General features: G+C 55.1%; 22 protein-coding genes and 1 tRNA gene. 12 read left to right on the plus strand and 11 right to left on the minus strand.

Annotated features, from left to right (window positions below):
* Positions 1 to 69 precede the first annotated feature (69 nt).
* On the plus strand, positions 70 to 357 hold the full coding sequence (locus HP564_RS14220) for a SelT/SelW/SelH family protein (protein WP_371244077.1): 288 nt from the start codon (positions 70 to 72) through the stop codon (positions 355 to 357).
* Between the two features lies 1 nt (position 358).
* On the opposite strand, the gene HP564_RS14225 is transcribed toward HP564_RS14220, so the two are convergent.
* The 7 genes from HP564_RS14225 to HP564_RS14255 all read right to left on the minus strand — a co-directional run bounded on the left by HP564_RS14225 (position 359) and on the right by HP564_RS14255 (position 6053).
* Positions 359 to 895 carry a PadR family transcriptional regulator gene (locus tag HP564_RS14225; protein WP_371244079.1) on the minus strand — a complete coding sequence of 179 codons (537 nt, stop codon included), beginning with the start codon at positions 893 to 895 and terminating at the stop codon, positions 359 to 361.
* Positions 896 to 974: 79 nt separating this feature from the next.
* Positions 975 to 1766 carry a siderophore-interacting protein gene (locus tag HP564_RS14230; protein ID WP_371244081.1) on the minus strand — a complete coding sequence of 264 codons (792 nt, stop codon included), beginning with the start codon at positions 1764 to 1766 and terminating at the stop codon, positions 975 to 977.
* A 227-nt stretch (positions 1767 to 1993) separates the two neighbouring features.
* Positions 1994 to 2197, minus strand: coding sequence for a hypothetical protein (locus HP564_RS14235; protein WP_371244083.1), 204 nt, complete (start codon positions 2195 to 2197; stop codon positions 1994 to 1996).
* Between the two features lie 181 nt (positions 2198 to 2378).
* Positions 2379 to 3245 carry a helix-turn-helix domain-containing protein gene (locus tag HP564_RS14240; protein ID WP_371244085.1) on the minus strand — a complete coding sequence of 289 codons (867 nt, stop codon included), beginning with the start codon at positions 3243 to 3245 and terminating at the stop codon, positions 2379 to 2381.
* A gap of 208 nt (positions 3246 to 3453) precedes the next feature.
* Complete coding sequence (locus HP564_RS14245) at positions 3454 to 3621, minus strand: DUF2474 domain-containing protein (RefSeq protein WP_371244086.1); 168 nt, start codon at positions 3619 to 3621, stop codon at positions 3454 to 3456.
* Position 3622: 1 nt separating this feature from the next.
* On the minus strand, positions 3623 to 4627 hold the full coding sequence (gene cydB, locus HP564_RS14250) for a cytochrome d ubiquinol oxidase subunit II (protein ID WP_371244088.1): 1005 nt from the start codon (positions 4625 to 4627) through the stop codon (positions 3623 to 3625).
* A 1-nt stretch (position 4628) separates the two neighbouring features.
* The gene (locus HP564_RS14255; RefSeq protein WP_371244090.1) at positions 4629 to 6053 is read right to left on the minus strand and encodes a cytochrome ubiquinol oxidase subunit I; all 1425 of its coding nucleotides are present in this window, start codon (positions 6051 to 6053) and stop codon (positions 4629 to 4631) included.
* Positions 6054 to 6809: 756 nt separating this feature from the next.
* Between HP564_RS14255 and yghX the strand changes: the two genes are divergently transcribed.
* Positions 6810 to 7697 carry a YghX family hydrolase gene (gene yghX / locus HP564_RS14260; RefSeq protein ID WP_371244092.1) on the plus strand — a complete coding sequence of 296 codons (888 nt, stop codon included), beginning with the start codon at positions 6810 to 6812 and terminating at the stop codon, positions 7695 to 7697.
* A gap of 15 nt (positions 7698 to 7712) precedes the next feature.
* Here yghX and HP564_RS14265 read toward each other — a convergent pair whose 3' ends face one another.
* A complete protein-coding gene (locus HP564_RS14265) occupies positions 7713 to 8084 on the minus strand; it encodes a winged helix-turn-helix transcriptional regulator (protein ID WP_371244094.1) in 372 nt (123 codons plus the stop codon).
* A gap of 103 nt (positions 8085 to 8187) precedes the next feature.
* On the opposite strand from HP564_RS14265, the gene HP564_RS14270 reads away from it, so the two are divergent.
* The 4 genes from HP564_RS14270 to HP564_RS14285 all read left to right on the plus strand — a co-directional run bounded on the left by HP564_RS14270 (position 8188) and on the right by HP564_RS14285 (position 13402).
* Positions 8188 to 9042 (plus strand): SDR family oxidoreductase, encoded by an 855-nt coding sequence (locus HP564_RS14270; protein WP_371244095.1) that lies wholly within the window; start codon positions 8188 to 8190, stop codon positions 9040 to 9042.
* Positions 9043 to 9192: 150 nt separating this feature from the next.
* The gene (locus tag HP564_RS14275; protein WP_371244096.1) at positions 9193 to 10293 is read left to right on the plus strand and encodes an NADH:flavin oxidoreductase/NADH oxidase; all 1101 of its coding nucleotides are present in this window, start codon (positions 9193 to 9195) and stop codon (positions 10291 to 10293) included.
* Positions 10294 to 10686: 393 nt separating this feature from the next.
* A complete protein-coding gene (locus tag HP564_RS14280) occupies positions 10687 to 12345 on the plus strand; it encodes an alpha,alpha-trehalase (protein ID WP_371244258.1) in 1659 nt (552 codons plus the stop codon).
* Between the two features lie 103 nt (positions 12346 to 12448).
* On the plus strand, positions 12449 to 13402 hold the full coding sequence (locus HP564_RS14285) for an aliphatic sulfonate ABC transporter substrate-binding protein (protein WP_371244098.1): 954 nt from the start codon (positions 12449 to 12451) through the stop codon (positions 13400 to 13402).
* An 832-nt stretch (positions 13403 to 14234) separates the two neighbouring features.
* Here the strand turns inward: HP564_RS14285 and HP564_RS14290 are convergent.
* Both HP564_RS14290 and HP564_RS14295 read right to left on the minus strand, forming a co-directional pair.
* Entirely contained in the window at positions 14235 to 14399 is a 165-nt protein-coding gene (locus HP564_RS14290) for a general stress protein (RefSeq protein WP_071997459.1), read from the minus strand.
* Between the two features lie 1200 nt (positions 14400 to 15599).
* Positions 15600 to 16544, minus strand: a complete 945-nt coding sequence (locus tag HP564_RS14295) for a diguanylate cyclase domain-containing protein (protein WP_371244099.1) — start codon at positions 16542 to 16544, stop codon at positions 15600 to 15602.
* 241 nt (positions 16545 to 16785) lie between these two features.
* Here HP564_RS14295 and HP564_RS14300 point away from each other — a divergent pair, with 241 nt between their 5' ends.
* The 3 genes from HP564_RS14300 to HP564_RS14310 all read left to right on the plus strand — a co-directional run bounded on the left by HP564_RS14300 (position 16786) and on the right by HP564_RS14310 (position 19301).
* Positions 16786 to 17571, plus strand: coding sequence for an MBL fold metallo-hydrolase (locus tag HP564_RS14300; RefSeq protein ID WP_371244100.1), 786 nt, complete (start codon positions 16786 to 16788; stop codon positions 17569 to 17571).
* Between the two features lie 72 nt (positions 17572 to 17643).
* Positions 17644 to 18168, plus strand: coding sequence for a TetR/AcrR family transcriptional regulator (locus tag HP564_RS14305; protein ID WP_371244102.1), 525 nt, complete (start codon positions 17644 to 17646; stop codon positions 18166 to 18168).
* Positions 18165 to 19301, plus strand: coding sequence for an MFS transporter (locus HP564_RS14310; RefSeq protein ID WP_371244103.1), 1137 nt, complete (start codon positions 18165 to 18167; stop codon positions 19299 to 19301). Before HP564_RS14305 ends, HP564_RS14310 begins: the two co-directional genes overlap by 4 nt.
* A gap of 102 nt (positions 19302 to 19403) precedes the next feature.
* Here the strand turns inward: HP564_RS14310 and HP564_RS14315 are convergent.
* Positions 19404 to 19479: transfer RNA gene (locus HP564_RS14315), tRNA-Phe, on the minus strand.
* Positions 19480 to 19673: 194 nt separating this feature from the next.
* On the opposite strand from HP564_RS14315, the gene HP564_RS14320 reads away from it, so the two are divergent.
* The 3 genes from HP564_RS14320 to HP564_RS14330 all read left to right on the plus strand — a co-directional run bounded on the left by HP564_RS14320 (position 19674) and on the right by HP564_RS14330 (position 22498).
* Complete coding sequence (locus HP564_RS14320) at positions 19674 to 20996, plus strand: PAS domain S-box protein (protein ID WP_371244104.1); 1323 nt, start codon at positions 19674 to 19676, stop codon at positions 20994 to 20996.
* A gap of 425 nt (positions 20997 to 21421) precedes the next feature.
* Positions 21422 to 21937 carry a hypothetical protein gene (locus HP564_RS14325; RefSeq protein ID WP_371244106.1) on the plus strand — a complete coding sequence of 172 codons (516 nt, stop codon included), beginning with the start codon at positions 21422 to 21424 and terminating at the stop codon, positions 21935 to 21937.
* Positions 21938 to 21958: 21 nt separating this feature from the next.
* Positions 21959 to 22498, plus strand: coding sequence for a DUF5384 family protein (locus HP564_RS14330; protein WP_371244260.1), 540 nt, complete (start codon positions 21959 to 21961; stop codon positions 22496 to 22498).
* Positions 22499 to 22525: the final 27 nt, after the last annotated feature.

Here is a 22525-nt window from a genome sequence, read left to right on the forward strand (position 1 = left end):
CTCTGGCACCGCGCGATTGGTTAACCTGCGCGGCAGATTAATCTCTTAAGGACATGACGGGAGACAACAATGAGCGATAAACCTTCGGTAACTATCCACTACTGTACTCAGTGTAACTGGCTGCTGCGCTCCGCCTGGATGGCGCAGGAGCTGCTGCACACCTTCGCAGACGATCTGGCGGCGGTAACGCTCAAACCCGGCACGGGTGGGGTATTTGTGATTACCACTGATGACGAAACCCTCTGGGATCGCAAACGCGACGGCGGTTTTCCCGATGCGGCGGCGCTGAAGCAGCGTGTACGCGACGTCTGTTTCCCCGATCGTTCGTTAGGTCACGTTGATAAGAAAAAGTCCTGAATCAGCTGGCCGCAATTTTAGCGGCTGCTACATTCAGGGCGTCAATCACCTTCTCCAGCGCTTGCGGCGAGATATCCTCCTGCGACAGGCGCGCGTTTAGCGCGGTGCGCATGCGGTATATCGCCTGATCAACGTCGGGAAGGCTGCGGTTATTGACCAGAGTGGCCAGCGAAGCGAGTCGCCCGATCAGATGCTGGATATGCGCGTGCTGTTCAGACAGCAGCGTGCGTCCGGCCGCATTCAGCGTATAGGCTTTCCGCGTCGCGTGGGCGTCAACCACGCGGATGGCGTCCATCTCTTCCAGCAGGGTCAGATTGGGATAAATAATGCCGGGACTGGGCGAATACTCCCCTTTTGACAGCTCTTCAATCGACTTGATCAGCTCATAGCCATGTGCATTGTTTTGCGCAAGAAAGTGCAGCATTAACAGGCGAATATCACTGGCATCCAGCATCTTTTCACGCCGCTTACGGCGGCCGCCGCATCCGCCGCGCGGAGCGGAATCCTGATGACACGAGAAAGTCGGATCCTGTTTCATTGCCTGCCTGAGGGGACGATTGACGGGAGGGTGATAGTAGTGCGCCCCCCGGCAAAATTCAACACGGGAGGCGGCCAGCCTATTTTGCGTGCCAGTACGCGACGGCGCGCACAAAGGCGGCGTCCAGGCCGCGACGCTCAATAAAGTAGTCGCTGAGCGCTTTGACAAACTCCCCTTCGCCGGTCAGCCAGATAAAGTAATCTTGCTGTGGCACCGCAATCTTATCCAGCGCGGCGATAAGGGCTTCCCCCCTCTCTGCCTGCATCGTGCCGCTTCCGAGCCAGTGCGCGTTCACGCCCGACAGCGCCGGCAGATAACCGCAGCCGATCGACTCATCAACGCAGGCAAACAGGTGCAGATGCTGCGCCTCGGCCGCCGTCAGGCGACGGTTTAATGCCGGCAGACCGGTTTCATCACAGACATAGAGCTGAAACGCGTAATCGGTCGGCACCACCAGCGAGCCGCGCGGGCCGCCGATCACCAGCCGATCGCCCTCTTTCGCCTGCTGCGCCCAGCTGCTGGCGACGCCGCCATCGTGGATATAGAAATCGAGCGTCAGCGACGATTCGCCATCAAACCCCAGCGGCGTGTAATCACGCGCAGGCGGGCGCACGCCGTCAGGCCAGACAATGCCCTCTTCGGTCATCTGCGGCAGCTGAAGCGCGGTGCCATCAGGCAGGGGAAAAAACACTTTGATGTGATCGTCAAAGCCCGGCGACTGAAAGCCTGCCAGATCGCTGCTCTGGAAGGTTACGCGCCAGAATTGATCGGCCACCCGCGTTTTACTGGCGACGGTAATATGACGAAAGCGAAGTTCATTGCGCACGCGCTGTGGCGCACGACGCTTTGACGAGAGGTTATCAGAGTGCATGGGTTCTCCTTCTGCACAGCCGGTATGTGCAACCCGCTGCGAACATCAATACGATATAAAAGCAGTAATGATTCTCATTTAAGGCAGAAAGAGTACTCATGATATATCTTACATGCAAGGATCGATTGTGCTATTTGCATGCAGCAGAAGCGGTGCGCAGGCAGGGCCTGCACACGCAAGATTAAGGAAAAGTAACGAAAAGGATGCGGCGGATAAGCGCGCAGGCGTCAGGCGTTATCGTTCCAGCCGTCAGGCGTGAAGTGCTTTTGCGACTGCTGCGGCAGCGCATTATCGCCCAGAATTTCATGCTGGGCTGGCTGGGCGTGCGGATGCAGACTTTCAGGCGGAGTGAAAGGTTCAGCCATTTGAGCACGGGCAAAAAACGGCAAAGCAGAAAGCGCCGTCATCAGGAACAGCGTGGTTAGTTTCATAATGTTCGTCAGTTTATCGCTGGTGCGGAAGAACCAGCAGGCAGATGAATATCCAGACCGGAGAGCTTTATGCGCGATTTCTGCATGGCTCTCGGGTTAAGGCAGGAATTTTACGCCAGACATGGACTTTATTTTATAAAATCGTGCGGTTTGTCACGCTTTGCCGCACGAAAAAGCGTGGTCAGCTACGCGAGACGGGAATAGAAAAGACGCCAGAGAGTCGGTCAGGCGTGGAGGCTTTCATCTCCAGACGCAGCAGATCCTTGCCCTGACGACGCGCGACACCCAGCGCAGGCAGATGCACATAGTAGAGATCGGCAATAAAGCGCGTGAGCGCTTCTGGCGCGCCCTGCCAGGGGATTACGGCATAGAGGCCGCGCGCGGAGGTCCAGTTAACAATGTGCGCCCCCAGGATATCGGCGTGCTGACTCTCCAGCGCCTGGAACAGGCTGATGTGCTGCTGCTCCGCCGCAGAGTGGCCAGGTCCGTACTGAAAACCCAGCCAGCCGCGCTCGACGTGCTGACCGGCAAAGCTGACAAAACGGCGTGCCTGCTGCGCCACGGTCTGCGCGTGATCGTGGACGTAGTCGCCAAATTTGCACTCCCACTCCACGACTTCACCGCGCAGCTGCAATTCATCGCGCTCTACCAGCTGCGCCTGCATCATTTCACTGTCCACGCAGATCGGCCCATGAAAGCTTTGTAGTTGCAGATCGGGCACGCGACGAAATGCGCCAGGCGTCAGCGAGAAGTGGTTTTTAAACACGCGAGTAAAGTTTTGCTGGTTATCAAAGCCAAAGCGCACGGCGATATCGATAAGTGGCATACGCGTTAAGCGCAGCGCCATCGCCGACATGGTCAGGCGACGCTTGCGCGTATAGGCTGCCAGCGTCTGGCCGGTCATCTCTTTAAACATGCGCTGCATGTGCCATTTGGAGTAGCCAGATTTCAGGGTAATCAGGTCGACATTAAGATCGTCAGTCAGATTTGCCTCAATCCACGCCACCAGATCGCTGATGTACTGTTTTTTTACGTTCAGGCTGAGCATTTCGGTGAGGGTCGTAGGGAGTATTGCGAAATTACTCACATAATTATAACAAAAGCGTCTCAGGCATGTAAGGAAAGGTAAAGGAAGCGCAGGCAAAGCCGTGGGAAAAGGCATTTAATGCTTAGCCGGCAACGCGCCGTATCCGCCTGAAGTGCTGGCATAAAAAAAGGCTGGCACAGCCAGCCTTTCATTCATTGATCTGATGCTATTAATGGCTTCGCATGCCCGCGGCGGTCATCATCATCCGGAACAGCATTGCCACCACACCCAGTGCCAGCACGCTTGCGCCATAGATCACCACCAGCCACAAAATGCGCTTCCACCAGGGAGCCTTGGGTTCAATAGGGTTTTTCACGCTGCCAGCCTCGGTCTGCATATCAGTGATATCCTTCGTCTGCTTTGATTTTCCCGCGGAACACGTAGTAGCTCCAGAAGGTGTATCCCAGGATCATCGGAATAATCAACAAGCTGCCCACCAGCATAAAGGCCTGGCTGATCGCCGGAGAAGCGGCCTGCCAGATAGTGACAGAAGGCGGAATAATATTCGGCCACACGCTGATCCCCAGCCCGGAAAAGCCAAGGAAGATCAGTGCCAGCGTCAGCAGGAACGGCGAATAGTGTGCCTCGCGCTTAATGGCGCGAACGATGCCCCACGAGCAGAGCAGTACCAGCACCGGAACCGGCAGGAACCAGTAAAGGTTGGGACGGGTAAACCAGCGGTGCGCGATGGCATCATGGCTGAACGGCGTCCACAGGCTAATGATGCCCACCACGATCAGCAGCGCAATCACCAGCGGCGTCGCCAGCGCAGACATCTTACGATGCAGGTCATGCTCGGTTTTCATGATCAGCCAGGTGCAGCCCAGCAGCGCATAGGCGATAACCAGACCCACGCCGCAGAACAGCGGGAAAGGAGCCAGCCAGTCCATTGCGGAACCGCTGAAGTGGCGGCCCGTTACCTGAATACCGTCCAGCATGGCACCGACCGCGACGCCCTGGCTAAAGGTTGCCAGAACAGAACCCGCCACGAAGGACTTGTCCCAGAATGCGCGATGCGATTCCGTTGCCTTAAAGCGGAACTCAAAGGCAACGCCGCGGAAAATCAGGCCAATCAGCATCGCCGTCAGCGGGATAGAGAGCGCATCAGCAATCACCGAATAGGCGAGCGGAAACGCGCCATAAAGCCCTGCCCCACCCAGCACCAGCCAGGTTTCGTTGCCGTCCCAAACCGGTGCGACGGTATTGACCATCATGTCACGCTCAACGGGATCCTTGTTAAAGGGAAACAGCAGCCCGATACCCAGATCGAAGCCGTCCATCACGATGTACATCAGGGTGGCGAAAACGATAATCGCGAACCAGATAATGGAAAAATCGATCATCTTATTTTCCCTCCTGTGGATCGTTCAGACTTTCATGAGCCGCAGAGAGCGGACGGGCAGGCGTTTTGTCGTGGCCAGGACCACCGTGACGCACATCTTTACCTTCGCCGGTCAGCGGGCCTTTCTTAATCAGGCGAACCATATAGACGTAACCCACGCCAAATACCGCCGAATAGACCGCAATAAAGGCCAGCAGGCTGATGCTCATATGCAAGTCGCCATGGCCAGATACCGCATCAATAGTACGCTGAACGCCGTAAACCACCCAGGGCTGACGTCCAATTTCTGTGGTGAACCAGCCAGCCAGCAGCGCAATCAGACCCGATGGCCCCATCAGCAGCGCGAACCACAGGAACGGGCGCGACTGGTAGAGACGGCCTTTATAACGCAGCCAGAGACTGACCACCCCCAGCGTAATCATCAGCAGTCCCATCGCCACCATCACGCGGAAAGACCAGAAAATGATCAGTGAATTAGGACGATCTTCTTTCGGGAAGGTCTTCAGGGCCGGCACTTGCTTATCCAGGCTATGCGTCAGGATCAGGCTGCCGAGATAAGGAATTTCCAGCGCGTATTTGGTGCGCTCTTCTTCCATATCAGGCACACCAAACAGGATTAGCGGCGTCGCCTCACCCGGCGGGTTTTCCCAGTGGCCTTCAATTGCCGCAATTTTCGCAGGCTGATGCTCCAGCGTGTTCAGGCCGTGCGCATCGCCAATCATGGCCTGAATCGGCGCCACGATCAGCGCCATCCACAGCGCCATAGAGAACATCTTACGTACCGCCGGGTTATCGTTACCGCGCAGCAGATGCCAGGCAGCCGATGCACCAACAAAGAAGGCGCTGGAGAGGAAGGCTGCGACGGACATATGGAACAGGCGGTACGGGAATGACGGGTTAAAGATAATTTTCAGCCAGTCTTCCGGCACGACAATGCCGTTCTGAATCAGGTAGCCCTGTGGCGTATGCATCCAGCTGTTAGAGGCAAGGATCCAGAAGGTGGAGATCAGCGTACCCAGCGCAACCATGCAGGTGGCAAAGAAGTGCAGGCCTGGACCAACGCGGTTCCAGCCAAACAGCATCACGCCGAGGAAGCCGGCTTCAAGGAAGAATGCCGTGAGGACTTCATACGTGAGCAACGGGCCGGTAATACTACCCGCAAACTGTGAGAAGCCGCTCCAGTTTGTGCCGAACTGGTAGGCCATCACCAGACCCGATACCACGCCCATACCAAAGTTTACGGCAAAAACTTTGGACCAGAAGTGGTAGAGATCGCGATAGGTCTCGTTACGGCTTTTCAGCCACATGCCTTCGAGCACTGCCAGAAAACTGGCGAGGCCGATGGTAATGGCGGGAAAAAGAATGTGAAAGGAAACAGTAAAAGCAAACTGTATCCTGGCCAGGTGGAAGGCGTCTAATCCGAACATTGCTTACCTCGTTGCCACATATAACACCATATATTTACTTATAATTAACAACTAAAGCGCGACGTTAATATTTATGCCGTGCTCAAGCCAATTGCTGACGCGAATTTATAAGAACTCGCGCCTGACAAACAGAAACAGTCTGGGATGTAAAAACTATAACAGTCTTTTTTGATTTTGGTCATTGTTTTTGTCCGCAATCGTCTATTTTCACGCCCTTTTTCAGGTTAATTCACAGGCCTTAATGTGACATTATTGTTATTTGTTGTTGCGGGATTAAGGAAAGAGCAGCAGAAAGCGTTCAGTAATTTTTTTGCCACGCAACGCGCTGTTTTGGTGTGTTATTTTTCAATACCCGCACCAGAAAAGCGGTCAACTTTGTTGCCTGGCAGATATCTTAACTAATGCAAATGAAGCATTTAGGCTAAAAAAAACTCTTTTTAAAGCGTTACGCTTAAAAAAACCGATATATTGCATCCTGCCGTTAGCGCTAATTCCGCCTGCCTGAATTAACACAGCTATAATCAATGAAATAAAATTGTTAATAGTGGTTAAACATAACGCAGCGTTAATAATGAAGGGATGAAGCGCACGTTACTGACGTATCATTCCAGCCGTCTGTGCAGGTTATTTTCTTTTCTCAGCCCAATCCTGGTCCTGTCCGATCAACACGGTTAACAGATTGCGGCACCGGGTTTGCCAGCGGACGCTGACTGTGTTCTGTTAGAGCGTCTGGTCAATCTGCGTTGAGGGATCCCTATGGCACGTCTGACAGCACACGATTTTCCCCAGGAACTGCTCGAGCTCTATGACTACTACGCGCATGGCAGAATCAGCAAGCGAGAATTCATTTCCATGGCCGGTAAGCTGGCCATTGGCGGAATGACCGGTGCCACGCTGCTTAGCCTGATGAGCCCTAATTACGCCTTAGCGCAGCAGGTCGACTTTACCGATCCCGCCATCAGGCCTGAATATATTCACTATCCTTCTCCGCAAGGTCACGGCGAAGTACGCGGTTATCTGGTGCGTCCGGCACACAGGCAGGGTAAAACAGCAGCCGTGGTCGTGGTACATGAGAATCGTGGACTGAATCCCTATATCGAAGATGTCACACGTCGCGTGGCAAAAGCAGGCTATATCGCGCTGGCACCAGATGGGCTAAGTTCGCTGGGCGGCTATCCGGGTAACGATGACCAGGGCCGCGAAATGCAGGCGAAAGTGGATCCCGTCAGGTTAATGAATGATTTTTTTGCGGCGGTCGATTTTCTGACGCATCACCCGGACAGCAGCGGCAAAGTAGGTATGACGGGGTTTTGCTATGGCGGAGGGGTCTCAAACGCCGCGGCAGTGGCATTTCCGGAGCTGGCCTGCGCGGTTCCTTTTTATGGTCGGCAGCCTAAAGCGGAAGATGTTGCCCGCATCAATGCCCCCTTGTTGCTGCACTACGCCGGGCTGGATAACCCTATTAATGCAGGCTGGCCCGCTTATGAGGCTGCACTCAAAGCAAACCACAAAGTCTATGAAGCCTGGGTCTATTCCGGCGTCAATCACGGCTTTCACAACGACTCCACACCGCGCTACGACCGTGCGGCGGCAGAACTGGCCTGGCACCGAACGCTCGACTGGTTTAAGCGTTATCTCTCCTGAGGGAGGGACGCATCATCAGGCTTTATCACGCTGCCTCAGAATGCGGTCGACGTTAAGCTCCAGCCAGTCCGCCAGCCCTACGACCTGTCCTTCCAGTTCGCGGCCCAGCGGCGTCAGGCAATATTCGACGTGAGGCGGCACAACGTTGAAGGCGATGCGTTCCACGAAGCCATCCTCCTCCATATGGCGCAGCGTCTGCGCCAGCATTCGCTCGCTGACGCCGCCTACGGCCCGGCGCAGTTCGCTGAAGCGCAGCCTGTTATCGCGCAGTGCCAGAAAGATCAGCACGCTCCAGCGGCTGGTCACGCGCCTGAGCACCTCACGCGACGGGCAGTTAACGTTTAGCAGCTCACCGCGGCTAAATTTTTCGCTTATCTTTTCAGACATTTATCGCTCTTTTCTCAAACTAACAATGCTGTAAGTACTTACGGAAAGTTAGCTTATCCCCTAGTCTTTCTGTCGACAACGTAAAACGTAGAGGAGAAAGAAAATGATTGCAGTAACAGGTGCAACCGGCCAGCTCGGCCGTCTGGTCATTGACGCTCTGCTGAAAAAAGTGCCGGCAGAAAAGATTATCGCGGCCGTACGTTCGCCGGAAAAGGCCGCTGACCTGGCAGCTAAAGGGGTGACGGTGCGCAAAGCGGATTACAGCCAGCCGGATACGCTGCTGTCAGCCTTTGGCGGCGTTGAGAAGCTGCTGCTCATTTCCAGTAGCGAAGTCGGCCAGCGCGAGGCCCAGCATCAGGCCGTCATCAACGCCGCCCGGTCAGCTAACGTGAAGTTTATTGCTTATACCAGCCTGCTGCATGCCGACCGCTCTCCGCTGAGTCTTGGCATTGAGCACCGCGCCACCGAAGCGCAGCTACAGGCTTCCGGTATTCCTTTCGCCCTGCTGCGTAACGGCTGGTACACCGAGAACTACGCGGCAAGCATTGCGCCAGCACTGACTCACCATGCCTTTATCGGCGCGGCGGGTGAAGGCCGCATCGCCTCGGCCGCACGACGGGACTACGCCGAAGCAGCAGCAGAGGTGATTAGCCGTGATGACCAGGCGGGCCAGATTTACGAACTGGCAGGCGATGACAGCTATACGCTGGCGGAATTTGCCGGAGAAATTGCCCGTCAGTCGGGTGAGCAGGTGGAGTACGTTAACCTGTCTGAAGCGGAATTTGCCGACGCGCTGAAGGGGGCCGGTTTGCCTGACGGGCTGGCGGATATGCTGGCAGACTCGGACAAAGGCGCATCTCAGGGGGGGCTGTTTGATGACTCCCGTACCCTGAGCAAGCTGACTGGCCACGCCACGACGCCCTATCAGGATGTCATCAGGGCCACGCTGGCAAAATAGACCTTTCGCCGGATAACAGTGCGCGCAGCACAGTCAGCGAAGGTCCGGGCAGATATCTCAGTATAAAGTGCCTGACCCACTGCGCCTGAACCTGATGCGGATAATCCGTTCAGGCTCAGGCGACGTCACTGATATCGGCAAGAGGATGCTATGTCTCTGTTTTCTGAATTTCGCCTGAAAGACGTTACGCTGCGCAACCGCATCGCCGTGCCGCCAATGTGCCAGTACAGCGCCGAACAGGGCCGGGTTAACGAATGGCATCGCGTACACTACGCGGCGCTGGCACGCGGCGGCGCAAGCCTTGTTATCGTCGAAGCGACCGCCGTTTCGCCTGAGGGCCGTATTACTCCAGGCTGCCTGGGACTGTGGAATGACGCGCAGGCTGAGGGCCTGGCGCAGGTTGCGCAAACCATCAAAGCGGCCGGTGCTGTACCCGGCATCCAGATTGGCCATGCCGGACGGAAAGCCAGCGCCAACAAGCCATGGGAGGGGGATGACCATATTGCCGCAGACGACGGACGCGGCTGGGAGACGATTTCCCCCTCTGCCGTTGCCTTTGGCAATAACCTGCCACAGGTGCCACGCGCGATGACGCTCGACGATATTGCCCGCGTGCGCAACGACTTTGTGCAGGCGGCTATCCGCGCCCGCGATGCGGGCTATCAGTGGCTGGAGCTGCATTTTGCCCACGGTTATCTGGCACAGAGCTTTTTCTCTGTCCACGCTAACCAGCGCACCGACGAGTACGGCGGGGACGCCGCTGGCCGCGGCCGCTTCCTGCGTGAAACCTTTGATGCCGTGCGCGAGGTATGGCCAGATAATCTGCCCCTGACCGCACGCTTTGGCGTGCTGGAATATGACGGCCGCGATGAAGAGACGCTGGCAGAGGCGATCGATCTGACGCGCTACTGGCGCACCAACGGTCTGGATCTGCTGAGCGTCAGCATGGGCTTCTCCACGCCGGATGCCGCTATTCCCTGGGGCACGCCAGCCTTCCTGGCCCCGATTGCCGGGCGTATTCGTCACGAAGCCGATATCGCCGTCGCCTCTGCCTGGGGTATCGATGCGCCACAGATCGCTAATGCCACCGTGGAGAAGGGTCAGCTTGACCTGGTTATGGTTGGCCGCGCGCACCTGAAAAATCCGCACTGGAGTTATCAGGCGGCGCTGGAGCTTAACCAGCCACAGCCATCGTGGGTACTGCCTGCGCCTTATGCGCACTGGCTGGAGCGCTATCGCGTCAGCGAGTAACGTGCCAGAGCGGGCAAGCCTGTCGAAAGGATCGCCCTCTCTCCACGCGACAAGATCATCGCGCATTTGTGCCCTCCCAGAAGGGCACATCTGCATACCGGGCAAAAATCCCACAAAATGATCATCCGACAACGCAGCGGCAACGTCGCTTTTTGTCAAATTTCGCGTTTTTTTTGCAACCCGGCACTATTTATTTTTACTCGGCAAAGATTACTCCTAAATAGATGTTTAGGAATAAGCACGTTATTTGCTTGATAAGCTGAGCAATTCCGCTAAATAACCGATTGATAGACAATTTTTATTACGTTCATAGATATTCTGCATTGTTGTTTGGCTCAACCATAAGTCTATAATTTTTCTTTTGTGAAACCCCTCAGACTCCAGGAGGCCGCTATTAATACTTATCGCCAGCAACTCAACGCATTCGATGAGATTCGCAATGGGGCGGAAGTTGAGTATCAATACGATCCCCACGAGCTCAAGCTTGACCGCATGCAGGATTCCGAGCCGGAACCGGAGCTGATCGAAGGCTTACCGGCGCCTGACGCGCTGACGCCGGCCGATCGCTACATGGAGCTGTTTGAACATGTGCAGACGTCGCGCATCTTTGAGGACAGCAAGACTTTTCCGGACTGCTCACCGAAATACGACCCGCTGGACGTATTAATGCGCTATCGCCGCCAGAAACGCAGCCGTGATTTCGATCTGGCAAGCTTTGTGGCGGACCATTTTTATTTACCGGGCGTTAACGAAAGCTTTTATGTTTCGAATCCCGATAAAACGCTAAACGAACACATTGATGCGCTATGGCCGGTATTAACTAAAATGCCTCAGCAGCATTTGCCGCACTCCTCTTTACTGCCGCTGCCGAAGCCCTATGTAGTGCCTGGCGGACGCTTTGGTGAAACCTATTACTGGGACTCCTATTTCACCATGCTCGGCCTGGCGGAAAGCGGTCGCGACGATCTGCTGCGTCATATGGCGGATAACTTTGCGTGGTTGATTGATAATTACGGCCATATTCCCAACGGTAACCGTACGTATTATCTGAGCCGTTCACAGCCGCCGGTATTTGCGCTGATGGTTGAACTGTTTGAAGAAGATGGCGTGCGCGGGGCCAAACGCTATCTCGATCAGCTGATGAAAGAGTACCAGTTCTGGATGGATGGGGCAGGCTCGCTGATGCCACGTCAGGCATACCGCCATGTTGTGCGTATGGCTGACGGCTCGCTACTCAATCGCTACTGGGACGACCGCGATACGCCGCGCGATGAATCCTGGATTGAGGATATTGAAACGGCCAGCCACTCCAGTCGTCCAGCGAGCGAAGTCTACCGCGATCTGCGTGCAGGCGCGGCGTCTGGCTGGGACTACTCTTCGCGCTGGCTGCGCGATCCTAAACGTCTGGCCAGTATTCGCACCACGCAGTTCATTCCGATCGATCTGAATGCGTTTCTTTACAAGCTGGAGCTGATGATCGCCACCCTCTCTCACGCTAAAGGCGAAGAGCTGACCGCGCTGGCCTGGCAGAAAAAAGCCGAAACGCGCAAACGCGCCATTAACCGCTACCTGTGGGACAGCACGGCGGGCGTTTACCGTGACTATGACTGGCGACGTGAACGCTTCGGCGCATTCACTGCCGCCGCGGTAGTGGCGCTGTTCGTCGGGCTGGCAACGCCAAGGCAGGCGCACCTGCAGGCTATCGCGCTGCGTCAGCTGCTGCTGACCAACGGCGGACTGGTCGCTTCTATGGTTGAAAGTGGCGAACAGTGGGATAAACCCAATGGCTGGGCACCGATACAGTGGATGGCCGTTGTCGGCCTGAATCAGTATGGTGAAGAGACGCTGGCCACCGAGATAGCGGTTAACTGGCTTACGACAGTGAACAATTTCTATCAGCTCCATCATAAGCTGGTAGAAAAGTATGACATCTGCGGCGATCGGGCTCGTCCCGGCGGCGGCGGTGAATATCCGTTGCAGGATGGTTTCGGCTGGACGAACGGCGTGACCCGACGTCTGATGGCGATGTACGGTCATCATCTGGCCGGTTAACCTTTTCCCGTTTTCACGCATAGCTAATGCAAAAAAGGCGTTTAGCGCGTTTCTGACGCGCTTTTATCATCACGGTGATGATAAACCTTCTCCAGGAACGCCCATGAAACTTTCTCGTTCGCTGCCGGGCGGCATGCTACTGCTCACCGCCCTGCTCTCTCTGTCTGCCCAGGCGGATGAAACGCTACGTATTGGTTACCAAAAATCCTCTACCCTGCTGACGCTCATTAAGCAGCGCGGCGATCTTGATAAATCGCTGGCTGCGCAGGGCATCAGGGTCAGCTGGCACGAGTTTTCCAGCGGTCTGCCGCTGCTCGAAGCCCTCAACCTCAACAATATCGATCTCTCAGCAGACGTTGCAGATACCGTGCCGCTGTTTGCTCAGGCCGCAGGCGCGAACCTGACCTACTACGCGCGTGAAACGCCGTCGCCAGATGCCCAGGCCATTCTGGTGCCCGCGGATTCGTCGATCAAGACACTTCAGGATCTCAAAGGTAAGAAAATTGCTGTCACCAAAGCGGCAGGTAGCCACTATCTGCTGATTGCCGCCCTCAACAAAGCCGGGCTGACCTTCAGCGATATCTCTCCTGCCTGGCTGACGCCCGCTGATGGACGTGCTGCGCTGGAAAATGGCAGCGTGGCTGCATGGGTCACCTGGGAACCCTACGTTACCAGCGCGCAGGTAGAGCAGCATGCGCACGTGCTGACCAGCGGCAAAGGACTGGCAACCTATCAGCGCTATTACCTCGCCTCTACGCCGTTTGCCCGTACCCATCCTCAGGTGCTTGATACTGTTTTTCAGGCGCTAAAGCAGGAATCTGTCTGGCTTAAGGCGCATCCGTCCGAGGCAGCCGCGCGACTGTCGCCGCTGTGGGGCAAGCTGCCGGTTGCCACTATTGAGAAAGCGAACAGGCAGCGCAGCTACCAGGTGGAGGCGGTGACGAAAAGCGATCTGGCAGAGCAGCAAACCATTGCAGACGCTTTCTACCACGCGAAGCTCCTGCCAAAGCGGATTAACGCACAGGCTCCCGCAACCTGGCAACCCACAACAAACTAACGCTTATGCTGGCCTTTGCGGGCCGGCATACCTTAAAACCGCTCAGGGCTCGTAAAAGCATAGTAAGCACGCACTTTCAACCCAGCCCCCGTATCTCCTAAATTTGTTAATTGAAGCATGTTAATCTCGCACATTCTTTCTTTAATAAGCCGCTTATCTTTCCCATCAGCGTTATTTCACTTCCGGCGAAAACATCTGCACACCTTGCCTGACAAGCTGTTTAGACTGCACTGTTAATTTTCTGTACCTCTCTGTAACAAAAAGGAGGTATGACCCACCAGTGATGTTACCGACCCTTTCCTTTACCAGAGAAAATTATTTATTCACGCGAGTAAGACATCAGCGTTATCCATACCCTCACCGTACCTTGTTTGCACAGATATAAAAAATGGCCAACAGGAAACGCTGCCTCTTATTTATCCACCAGCTACGCTGTCAAAAGTAGCATGTGAAATGCATTTTTTTCAGATATGCCAATGAGTTAGGATTATCATTTGTTTTAAGCAAAGCGGTAAATAGGCATTCATTTATGCTCTGGCATATTTGTACAACATTACTCTCCTCTGTATAAATATAATGAATTAATTAATGATGACCGGAGTCGATGTCAGATATCTATTCAGGCAGGCCGCTTACGCTGGGCGCATTTTATGACCTCAGATAAAAAAGCCGGACAGAGGATGTTCCTGCCCGGCTTAATTGCTGAAATCCCGATTTAAACAATCAGGAAGGCTCTTCTGTCAGAGGGATTCGCAAAGAGAACGAAAAAAGAAGAAGAATGACTCGCTCACAGTCAAATGTCGTTCATCACTTCATTTAACTGACTGTAATTTCAGCTTCTGCGACTGATTTTACCTCCTTTCCGACCGGCTTCAATTGCACGTTCAGGGTTGTTTTTGAAATTGCCGCCGCTCTTCTGGCCGCCCTTTCTGCCCGCTTCCGCTGCTCGCTCTCGATCAACCGCAAAGTTCCCAGCTCCACCACGATATTGAGACATACTGTGTTCCTCTTAAGGATTAATAATAAAAATATCACAGCCTACGCTTCATCAGCGTTGATGGCGCAGCGTTAAATGTAGCTTTTATAAATAATGGATCAAGTCTTGCGTGCTGGAGAATTAAAAAAAACGCTTTCAAAGAAAACAAATCAATGAGCCGACAGTTTCTTAATGAAATCATGCTTTCGGGTGATTACGCTGTGAAAAACCTCATTCCCACCCCCTTATTTGCCCTTATAAATACTTAAACCACGCCTGTTTAACCTTCATTTCGGATAAATGCACTATTAAAAACGAAGCGGTAACATCAACCTGATCGTTCAATATAAGCGGAACGGCTGATCATTAAATGATCATCTTTCCGTTAATTTTAGGAAAAAGACCTAAACGTCAGTTAAGGCAAACAAACCATAAAAGCGAAGCGGCTTAACTCTTTATTTAATGCTGTAAGTCATTAAAAATGATCGATAAATGATCAACCTGGCGGATTTTTAAATTATTTACCGCTTCGATTATTACTCTCGCTTATTCTTAAGCGAGGCGGAAATAAAACTCCGATCGGGGGTTCAGGCATGTTTTAACGATACTTGCGGCCAGCCACTGTGAAAAATTTGCGACACGTCGTTTCAGATAATCCGCTATCAGGCCTGACAGAGCGCACGCCAGGCTGCCTCTGTCGCCACGCAATAACGCTGTGCCGCGAGGTGGCGCTCACGCTGGCGCGCTGCGAATGCGGAAGAGCCTGTGGCTGGTAACCTCATATCCAGCGTTTGCATACAAGCGCGAGGAGGTTGAGAAACGGCGCGAACCGCTCAGGTCAGGAGAGCAGTTTCTCTGCTGGTCGGTTTCTGGCCGCTCCACTGATGGTCTGCGCCAGTGTGCCTCTCGATAACAAATTTGCGCGAATGCGCTGAGCCCAGGACAGCGCGGATTTTCAGGTGAGCAGCGCAATAAGGTTGCGAGCAGGGTTGCACGGCAGCAGAGCGGGTCGTGCTGTCAAAAGAGGTTTTAGCGTCAGCGAAAAGGAGAATAACGGTATGGCGTTCGTGCTGATGCGGGTGAAAAACAACAGGACCTTAAGGACGCCCTCATGTCTGAGACGTGGCGCGTCAGTCAGCGCTGCCGCTATCCCAAACCGGGCGTTCAGGGATACGGCAGGCAGCTTCTGCTCCGCCTGCTGCGTGCGCGCTGCCGGGTACGCTATCCCAGCCCGATGCCACTTTTACCGTTACGCTTGATGCGGTACATCGCTTCATCAGCGCGGCTCAGCACCGTGCTAAATCCCTCCTGCGGTCGCGTCTGCACAATACCGATAGAGGCACCAATGCTGGCGGTGCCGTTCTCCAGCTCAAAGGGCATCAGCGCCGCCTCAAGGCAAGCGTAACCGATTTCTGCCACGAGAGGATCATCCTGACCGAAGGGCATCAGCAGCACAAATTCATCCCCGCTCAGCCTGCCGCAAAGCACGGATTCAGGACAAATCTTACTCAGGCGCTCGCTGAGCTGAATCAGCAGCCGGTCGCCGCTGCGATGGCCAAGCGTATCGTTAACGTGTTTGAAATCGTCAAGGTCGATAAAGGCCACACAGAGCGCATCCTGCCTGCGCATCTGGCTGAAGGCGGTGCGCAGTGCGTGACGGTTGGGAAGCTGCGTCAGGGGATCGTGATTCGCCAGTATCGCCAGCTGCGCTTCGTACTGCTTCTCTTTAGTCATATCGATATGGGTGCCGGTGACCTTCAGCGGTTTACCGTTTTCATCCCATTCGCTGATGCGGCCGCGATCCAGTACCCAGCTAATACTGCCATTTTTGGCGATCATGCGGTGCAGCGCCTCATAGTAGGGCGTCTTGCCTTCAATATGGTCATAGAAGGCTTTCAAGACCTCTGCGGCATCTTCCGGATGCAGGCTCTCCTGCCATTCAGCGAAGTTCGCTTTGCTCTCTTTAGGCTGATAGCCCAGCATTGCCCCCCAGCGCCGGTTGAAAATTACCAGCTTTCCGCTGGGGATATCGAGCTGCCACAGGCAGAGGCCCGTACCGTCCAGCGCTGCGCTGAGCTTGCTGCGTGCGTCATGCGCTATACGCTTGAGTCGCGCATTATGCTTTTTCAAAATCTGTATCTGCTGACGCAGCGTTTCTTCAGACATAACATGCGGACGTAGAGAAATAAGATGTATTTTGCCTGTGCGGATATTTCTGTAAAGAGAGGCGGTTGAAACGTGATGAGCAGCGCTTTATTGGTTTAACCACGGGATTTTATCTGGTTTAACGCAGGCTTTCCGCAGACTCAGCGGTTGAGCTTCGCTATTCAGCGCGCTGCAACCTGCTCTCTTCTCGTCAGCGGCTACCGACTATAGTCAGAACTACGCTAACGTGACTGAGGCTGTAATGATGAAAATATGCGCAACCTGCGGCACTGCATATGCCGACCCTTTACCGCAACGCTGTAAGATTTGTGAGGATGAGCGGCAGTGGGTGCCCGCCAGCGGCCAGCAGTGGACGGATTTTGCCTCGGTAACGGACTGTCATCAGAACAAATGGCAACGCCTTGAAGAGGATCTGCTCAGCATTAAAACCGTGCCGAACTTCGCCATTGGTCAGCGCGCCCTGCTGCTGCGCAGTGGCGGCGGCAATATTCTCTGGGACTGCATTGCCAGCCTCGATTCCGCCACGGCTGAGCTGATCCATGCGCTTGGCGGCCTCAGCGCCATTGCGATTTCTCATCCCCATTACTACACCACCATGCAGGCGTGGGCCGCTGAGTTTGATGCGCCAGTCTGTCTGCATGCTGACGATCGTGAGTGGGTGATGCGCGACAGCGCTGCCCTCCAGTTCTGGCAGGGTGACGTGCTGCCGCTAAACAGTGAGGTGGATATGGTACGGCTGGGCGGCCATTTCGCTGGTGGCTGCGTGCTGCACTGGAAGGCTCATGGCGGCGTGCTGCTGGCGGGCGATATTATTCAGGTCACGCCAGGGAAAGATGCGGTCTCCTTTATGTGGAGCTACCCCAATATGCTGCCGCTCGCCGCCGCCACGGTTGAGGAGATGCTGCGCCGCTGTACCAGGCTCGATTTTTCCCGGCTCTACGGTGCTTTTGAAGGTCAGGATATTGTTCGTAATGCAAAGGATGTGGTGTTGCGCTCCGGGGAACGCTACCTGCGCGCGCTGGGATAGTTCTCTCATACGCAGGGAAAAAAAAGAGGCCGCCACTACGCAAAAGTAAAACGATCGGTTTACTTTTAAAGTATGAGCAAACGCGACGATATTTTGCAGGCGGCTGAAAGGCTGTTCTACAACAACGGTTTTCACGCGACCAGTACCGACCAGCTGTGTCGGGAGGCGGGCGTCTCCACACGCACGTTTTATCACCACTTCGCTTCGCGTGAGGCGCTGACGATTGGCGTAATGGCAGCACGCAGAGCGCGATTCTTCAGCGATCTGCTTCCGGCACAGCATCCGCAGGCACTGCACGGGCTGTTTACCACGCTCGGTAAATGGACGGAACAGTATGGTGCGCAGGGCTGCTTCTTTATAAAGGCCTGGGGTGAATATGCAGAGAAAGATGCCATGCTGGCGGCGCATGCGCTTGACTATCGCTATGCGCTGCGCCGTTATATTAGCGACTGCGTGACGGATGAGGCGCTGGCAAATGCGGTGTGGATGCTGTTTGAGGGCGCGGTTATGTCCGCCGTAATGCTTGGCCCCGATGCGGCGAAGCACGCGGGAGACGCCGCTGCACGGCTGCTGTCTCAGCAGGAAGCCTGCCAGTGAAATCAGCCACGGCGCTGAGTATGACCGGCTTCTTACTGATCGCCGTGACCTATGGCATGGCGCGCTTTGCATGGGGTCTGATGATGCCTGCGGTGAAACAAGATATCCCCTTCAGCGACCACCTTGCCGGAATAATTACCGCCTGTAGTTATCTGTCCTACTGCCTTGCGACCGCCGCTGCGCCCTGGCTGGTGACGCGGCACGGCACCAGAGCAACGGCTTATCTTTCTGCTCTCTGCGCCGCAGGCGGTTTGCTGCTGCTGGCCTGCGCCTTTTCGCCGCTGATGCTCGCAGGCGGACTCTTTATCGCCGGGCTGAGCGCTGGCCTCGCCTCGCCTGCCATCGCCAGCGCGGTCAGTGAGGGCATGCCGCCTGCGCAGCAGGAGAGCGCCAATACTGCGATTAACGCCGGTACCAGCGCGGGCATTATGCTTTCCGTGCCTGTTCTGCTGTTGCTGCCGGGCAGCTGGCGCGCGGCCTGCGTGTGCTTTGCTCTGCTGGCCTTGCTGTGCCTGCTTCCGGCTCGACGTTCTCTCTCTCCGATTCGCCGCGAACAAGAGGGCGATCGCACCCGCTGGCGCAGTCTGGTAAGGCAACAATCCCTGATTCGCCTGGCGATTGTGGCCTTTATTAGCGGATCGGCCAGCGCCGCCTGGTGGAGTTTTGGCCCCGAAATCCTACAGAACCATCTGCGCCTTGATGCGCGTACCAGCAGCCTGCTCTGGCTGACTGGCGGCGGCGCGGGTATTGCAGGCGCCATGACCGGTGCGGTGCGGCGCTGGCTCAGCATGGTACAGATCTATCGTCTGTCGCTGCTCTGTATGGCGCTGCCGCTACTGGTGCTGGCGAGCCTGCATGACTTTTCAGGGTGGCTGTTTCCCGCCGTGGCGCTGGGAGGAGCAGGTTACGTTACGCTTTCCGGCGTGCTGCTGGTCTATGGCGCAGCCGCTACGCCAGCTTCAGCGTCGGCAGGGGTTAGCGTGGCGTTTTTTATGCTGGCGGCGGGCCAGGTTGCCGGTTCAGCACTGTTTGGCGCGGTTTATGCGGGACTGGGTGCGGCTGAGGGACTGACAGGATTTGCTGTTATAGCGCTGGGGATAATGACGGTCATGCCTGGCGCCCGTCGGATCTGATTTTTAGCAAAGCAGGCATATGCGGCGCTATTGCCCTGCTTCAGGGCGTGACAGATAGCGCACAAAAGCAAAAACCCCCGCCGAAGCGAGGGTTTCAAATTTTGGTGCCCGAACCCGGAATCGAACCAGGGACACGGGGATTTTCAATCCCCTGCTCTACCGACTGAGCTATTCGGGCAACGGGGCGCATTAAACCTTAATGACCCCGCAGCGTCAAATGCTTTTCATCAAATTGTCGCTGACTGCTGCGTTTTATAGCAACTGGCAGAAAAGAGAATTAAAAAAAACGCAGTCCCCGCCCCGCTGCGCTTATTTTTGCGCCAGCCGTGCCGATAACGATCGCGACACTTCATACCCATAATAAGGTGCACCATGTTTTCTACTATTTCATCAGGAATCCTGTCACGCCTTGCGTGGCAGAAAAACAGCTATCCTTCCGCTACCCTTAACTCGCTCAACGACGCTATCGCGATGATTGAGTTTACGCCTGACGGCGTGATCCTTACTGCTAACCCGCTGTTCCTTGAGCGCATGGGTTATACGTCGAGTGAAGTGATCGGCCAGCATCACAGTCTCTTCTGCACCACCGATTTTGTGCACTCCCCCCACTATCGTGACTTCTGGCATCGCCTTGCTCGCGGCGAAAGCTTTAGCGATAAGTTTCTACGCCTGGCAAAAAACAGTCGTCCCGTCTGGCTGGAGGCAAATTATGTGCCGGTCCAGGATCGCAGCGGCCGCGTAGTGAAGATTGTTAAGCTTGCCACCGATATCACCGCACGCATCGTTGATTCGCAGGAACAGCGCGCCATGATTACGGCCATTGAACGCTCAATGGCCGTGGTCGCCTTCAACCTCAAAGGGGAGGTGCTGCAGGCTAACGCTAACTTTCTCAAGACCATGGGCTACCGCGCGGAGGAAGTCACGGGCCTGCCGCATAGTCAGTTCTGCTCCGAAGCGCTGCGTCAGAGCGCCGGGTACAAAGATTTCTGGCAGCAGCTCAACCGCGGTGAATTTATTTCTGGTCAGTTCGAGCGCGTGAATAAAAAAGGCGAGACCGTCTGGCTACGCGCGACCTACAATCCGGTATTCGATGACGAGGGCAGGCTGTATAAAGTAGTGAAATTCGCCACCGACGTTACGGCTCAGGTTGAGAAAAATCAGCAGGAGCGCAACGCGGCGCAGCAGGCGTATCAGACCGCGTTGCAGACCAGCGAAAGTACCCGCTATGGGGCCAGCGTGATCGAGGACAGCGTTGAGACGATCAATGCGCTGGCGGGCGAGCTACACGGTATCTCTGGCAATATCTCTGACCTCAGCGACTCTTCCGAACGTATTGGTGCCATTGTTGCCAGTATTCGGCGTATTGCCGACCAGACCAACCTGATTGCATTAAATGCCGCCGTAGAAGCGGCGCGTGCAGGCGTGCACGGCCGTAGCTTTGCCGTGGTTGCGAACGAGGTCCGTACGCTGGCAGCCAACATTAATCAGGCAACCACAGAGATAGAAAGTCGCGTCAGACAGAATCATCTGCTGGCGTCAAAGGCGCTGAAAAGCATTGAGTCCAACATGAAGCGCGCCGATCACGGTGTTGTGCTGGCGCAGCAGGCGGGCGGCGTTATCAGTGAGCTACGCGACAGTTCGTCAGAAGTGGTACGCGCCATCAGTCACGTGACGGAAACGCTAAAGCAGGCGTGATCGGGGAGCCGGCGTGTTGCCGGCTTTTCGCTTACAGGCCTTCACGCGCGGTGGCCACACATCGTCTGCATTAACGGGTATTGATATAGAGCTAAAGGCCCGCACGCGCGGTGGCTATGCTCTGCACATTACGGATACGCAAAGGTCAGAAATATAAATTCTGATTAACTGGATCCCCCTGAAATTTGCCTTAAGTAAAACCGTTTTTTGACCTTAAATCACATCTCTTTTCCTGTCGATAGCCAACCTCCTGATTAAAAAGCATTTAACAGCCATTCAGAATTGCACTTACTCCCGACCATTTTTCTGACTTAAGGCAAATTCTATTCATTACATCAGTTTTTTTACTAAAAAGAGTCTCAGTGACTTTTCATCTCAAAACAGCATGCTATTAATTCGGACTTTTCTTAAAAGGAGTTTTCGAGATGAAACTGGCAAAACCATTATTACTGTTAAGCATTCTTTCCCCTCTGGTTCTGACGGGCTGTCAGAGCAACGCCGACAGCTATGCGGCGAATGTCTACGACACAGCCCAGCTCAATAGCAAACAAGAAACGAAAACCGTCAATATCATCTCGGTTCTGCCCGCTAAAGTGGCCGTAGACAATACGCGCAACAAAGAAGCGGCACAGACTTTCGGTGCCATCCTCGGTGCGGTAGCAGGCGGCGTGGCAGGTCATAACGTCGGTACCGGATCTGGCCTGGGTACGGCTGCGGGTGCAGTCGGCGGTGGCGCAGTTGGCGCAGCAGCAGGCTCGCTGGTCAGCGATAAAACCCTGGTAGAAGGCGTTTCCCTGACCTACAAAGAGGGCACAAAAGTCTTTACCTCTACGCAGGTTGGACGTAGCTGCGATTTTACCTCTGGTCTGGCGGTGGTGATCTCCACGAAAAACAATGAAACACGCATTCAGCCGAACACGACCTGCCCGAAGAAAGCCTGAGGAGGATAAGTGAAATCGGTTATCACTCTTCTGTCACTGGTGACGCTTGGCCTGTCGGCGACGTTTAACGCCCAGGCGAGTTCATTGCAGGATCAGCTGGCCGCCGTTGCGGCGGCAGAAAATGCAGGGAAAGCACAGCAGCAGGCGCTGGATGATGCGCGTCAGGCCAGATTTGACCGTGAAGCACGCGAAGAGCGCGCGCGCCGCGCCAGAATTGCCGCCGCCAGCGCGGAACGTCAGCGCCAGCGCGATGCCGCCGCCGCCGCAGAAAAATCGCGCGTGCTGGCAGAAAACCAGGCTGACAAGAAGCGCGATCAGAGCTATGAAGATGAGCTGCGTCAGCTGGAGCTGGAACAGCGCAAGCTTGCGCTGAAACGCGAAGCGACACGCGTCGCGCGTGAGGACGACTATATCGACCAGGAGCTGAAATCCCGCGCAGCGCGCACCGATGTCATCCAGTCGGAGGCGGACGCTACGCGTAACCTGTCACTGGGCGGGCGTGATTTGATGCAGAGCGAAGGTAAAGCGCGAGAAAAAAAGGCCGGCAGCTGGTTTAACTGATGCCGCCCCCCTGCCCGCTGACGAGCA

The organism is Pantoea sp. KPR_PJ (assembly GCF_041386365.1).
In the GTDB taxonomy this organism is placed as follows: domain Bacteria; phylum Pseudomonadota; class Gammaproteobacteria; order Enterobacterales; family Enterobacteriaceae; genus Pantoea.

Coding starts and splice junctions, on each gene's coding strand:
- HP564_RS14220 (WP_371244077.1), top strand. CDS start 70: ATGAGCGATAAACCTTCGGTAACTATCCACTACTGTACTCAGTGTAAC.
- HP564_RS14225 (WP_371244079.1), bottom strand. CDS start 895: ATGAAACAGGATCCGACTTTCTCGTGTCATCAGGATTCCGCTCCGCGC.
- HP564_RS14230 (WP_371244081.1), bottom strand. CDS start 1,766: ATGCACTCTGATAACCTCTCGTCAAAGCGTCGTGCGCCACAGCGCGTG.
- HP564_RS14235 (WP_371244083.1), bottom strand. CDS start 2,197: ATGAAACTAACCACGCTGTTCCTGATGACGGCGCTTTCTGCTTTGCCG.
- HP564_RS14240 (WP_371244085.1), bottom strand. CDS start 3,245: ATGCTCAGCCTGAACGTAAAAAAACAGTACATCAGCGATCTGGTGGCG.
- HP564_RS14245 (WP_371244086.1), bottom strand. CDS start 3,621: ATGCAGACCGAGGCTGGCAGCGTGAAAAACCCTATTGAACCCAAGGCT.
- cydB (WP_371244088.1), bottom strand. CDS start 4,627: ATGATCGATTTTTCCATTATCTGGTTCGCGATTATCGTTTTCGCCACC.
- HP564_RS14255 (WP_371244090.1), bottom strand. CDS start 6,053: ATGTTCGGATTAGACGCCTTCCACCTGGCCAGGATACAGTTTGCTTTT.
- yghX (WP_371244092.1), top strand. CDS start 6,810: ATGGCACGTCTGACAGCACACGATTTTCCCCAGGAACTGCTCGAGCTC.
- HP564_RS14265 (WP_371244094.1), bottom strand. CDS start 8,084: ATGTCTGAAAAGATAAGCGAAAAATTTAGCCGCGGTGAGCTGCTAAAC.
- HP564_RS14270 (WP_371244095.1), top strand. CDS start 8,188: ATGATTGCAGTAACAGGTGCAACCGGCCAGCTCGGCCGTCTGGTCATT.
- HP564_RS14275 (WP_371244096.1), top strand. CDS start 9,193: ATGTCTCTGTTTTCTGAATTTCGCCTGAAAGACGTTACGCTGCGCAAC.
- HP564_RS14285 (WP_371244098.1), top strand. CDS start 12,449: ATGAAACTTTCTCGTTCGCTGCCGGGCGGCATGCTACTGCTCACCGCC.
- HP564_RS14290 (WP_071997459.1), bottom strand. CDS start 14,399: ATGTCTCAATATCGTGGTGGAGCTGGGAACTTTGCGGTTGATCGAGAG.
- HP564_RS14295 (WP_371244099.1), bottom strand. CDS start 16,544: ATGTCTGAAGAAACGCTGCGTCAGCAGATACAGATTTTGAAAAAGCAT.
- HP564_RS14300 (WP_371244100.1), top strand. CDS start 16,786: ATGATGAAAATATGCGCAACCTGCGGCACTGCATATGCCGACCCTTTA.
- HP564_RS14305 (WP_371244102.1), top strand. CDS start 17,644: ATGAGCAAACGCGACGATATTTTGCAGGCGGCTGAAAGGCTGTTCTAC.
- HP564_RS14320 (WP_371244104.1), top strand. CDS start 19,674: ATGTTTTCTACTATTTCATCAGGAATCCTGTCACGCCTTGCGTGGCAG.
- HP564_RS14325 (WP_371244106.1), top strand. CDS start 21,422: ATGAAACTGGCAAAACCATTATTACTGTTAAGCATTCTTTCCCCTCTG.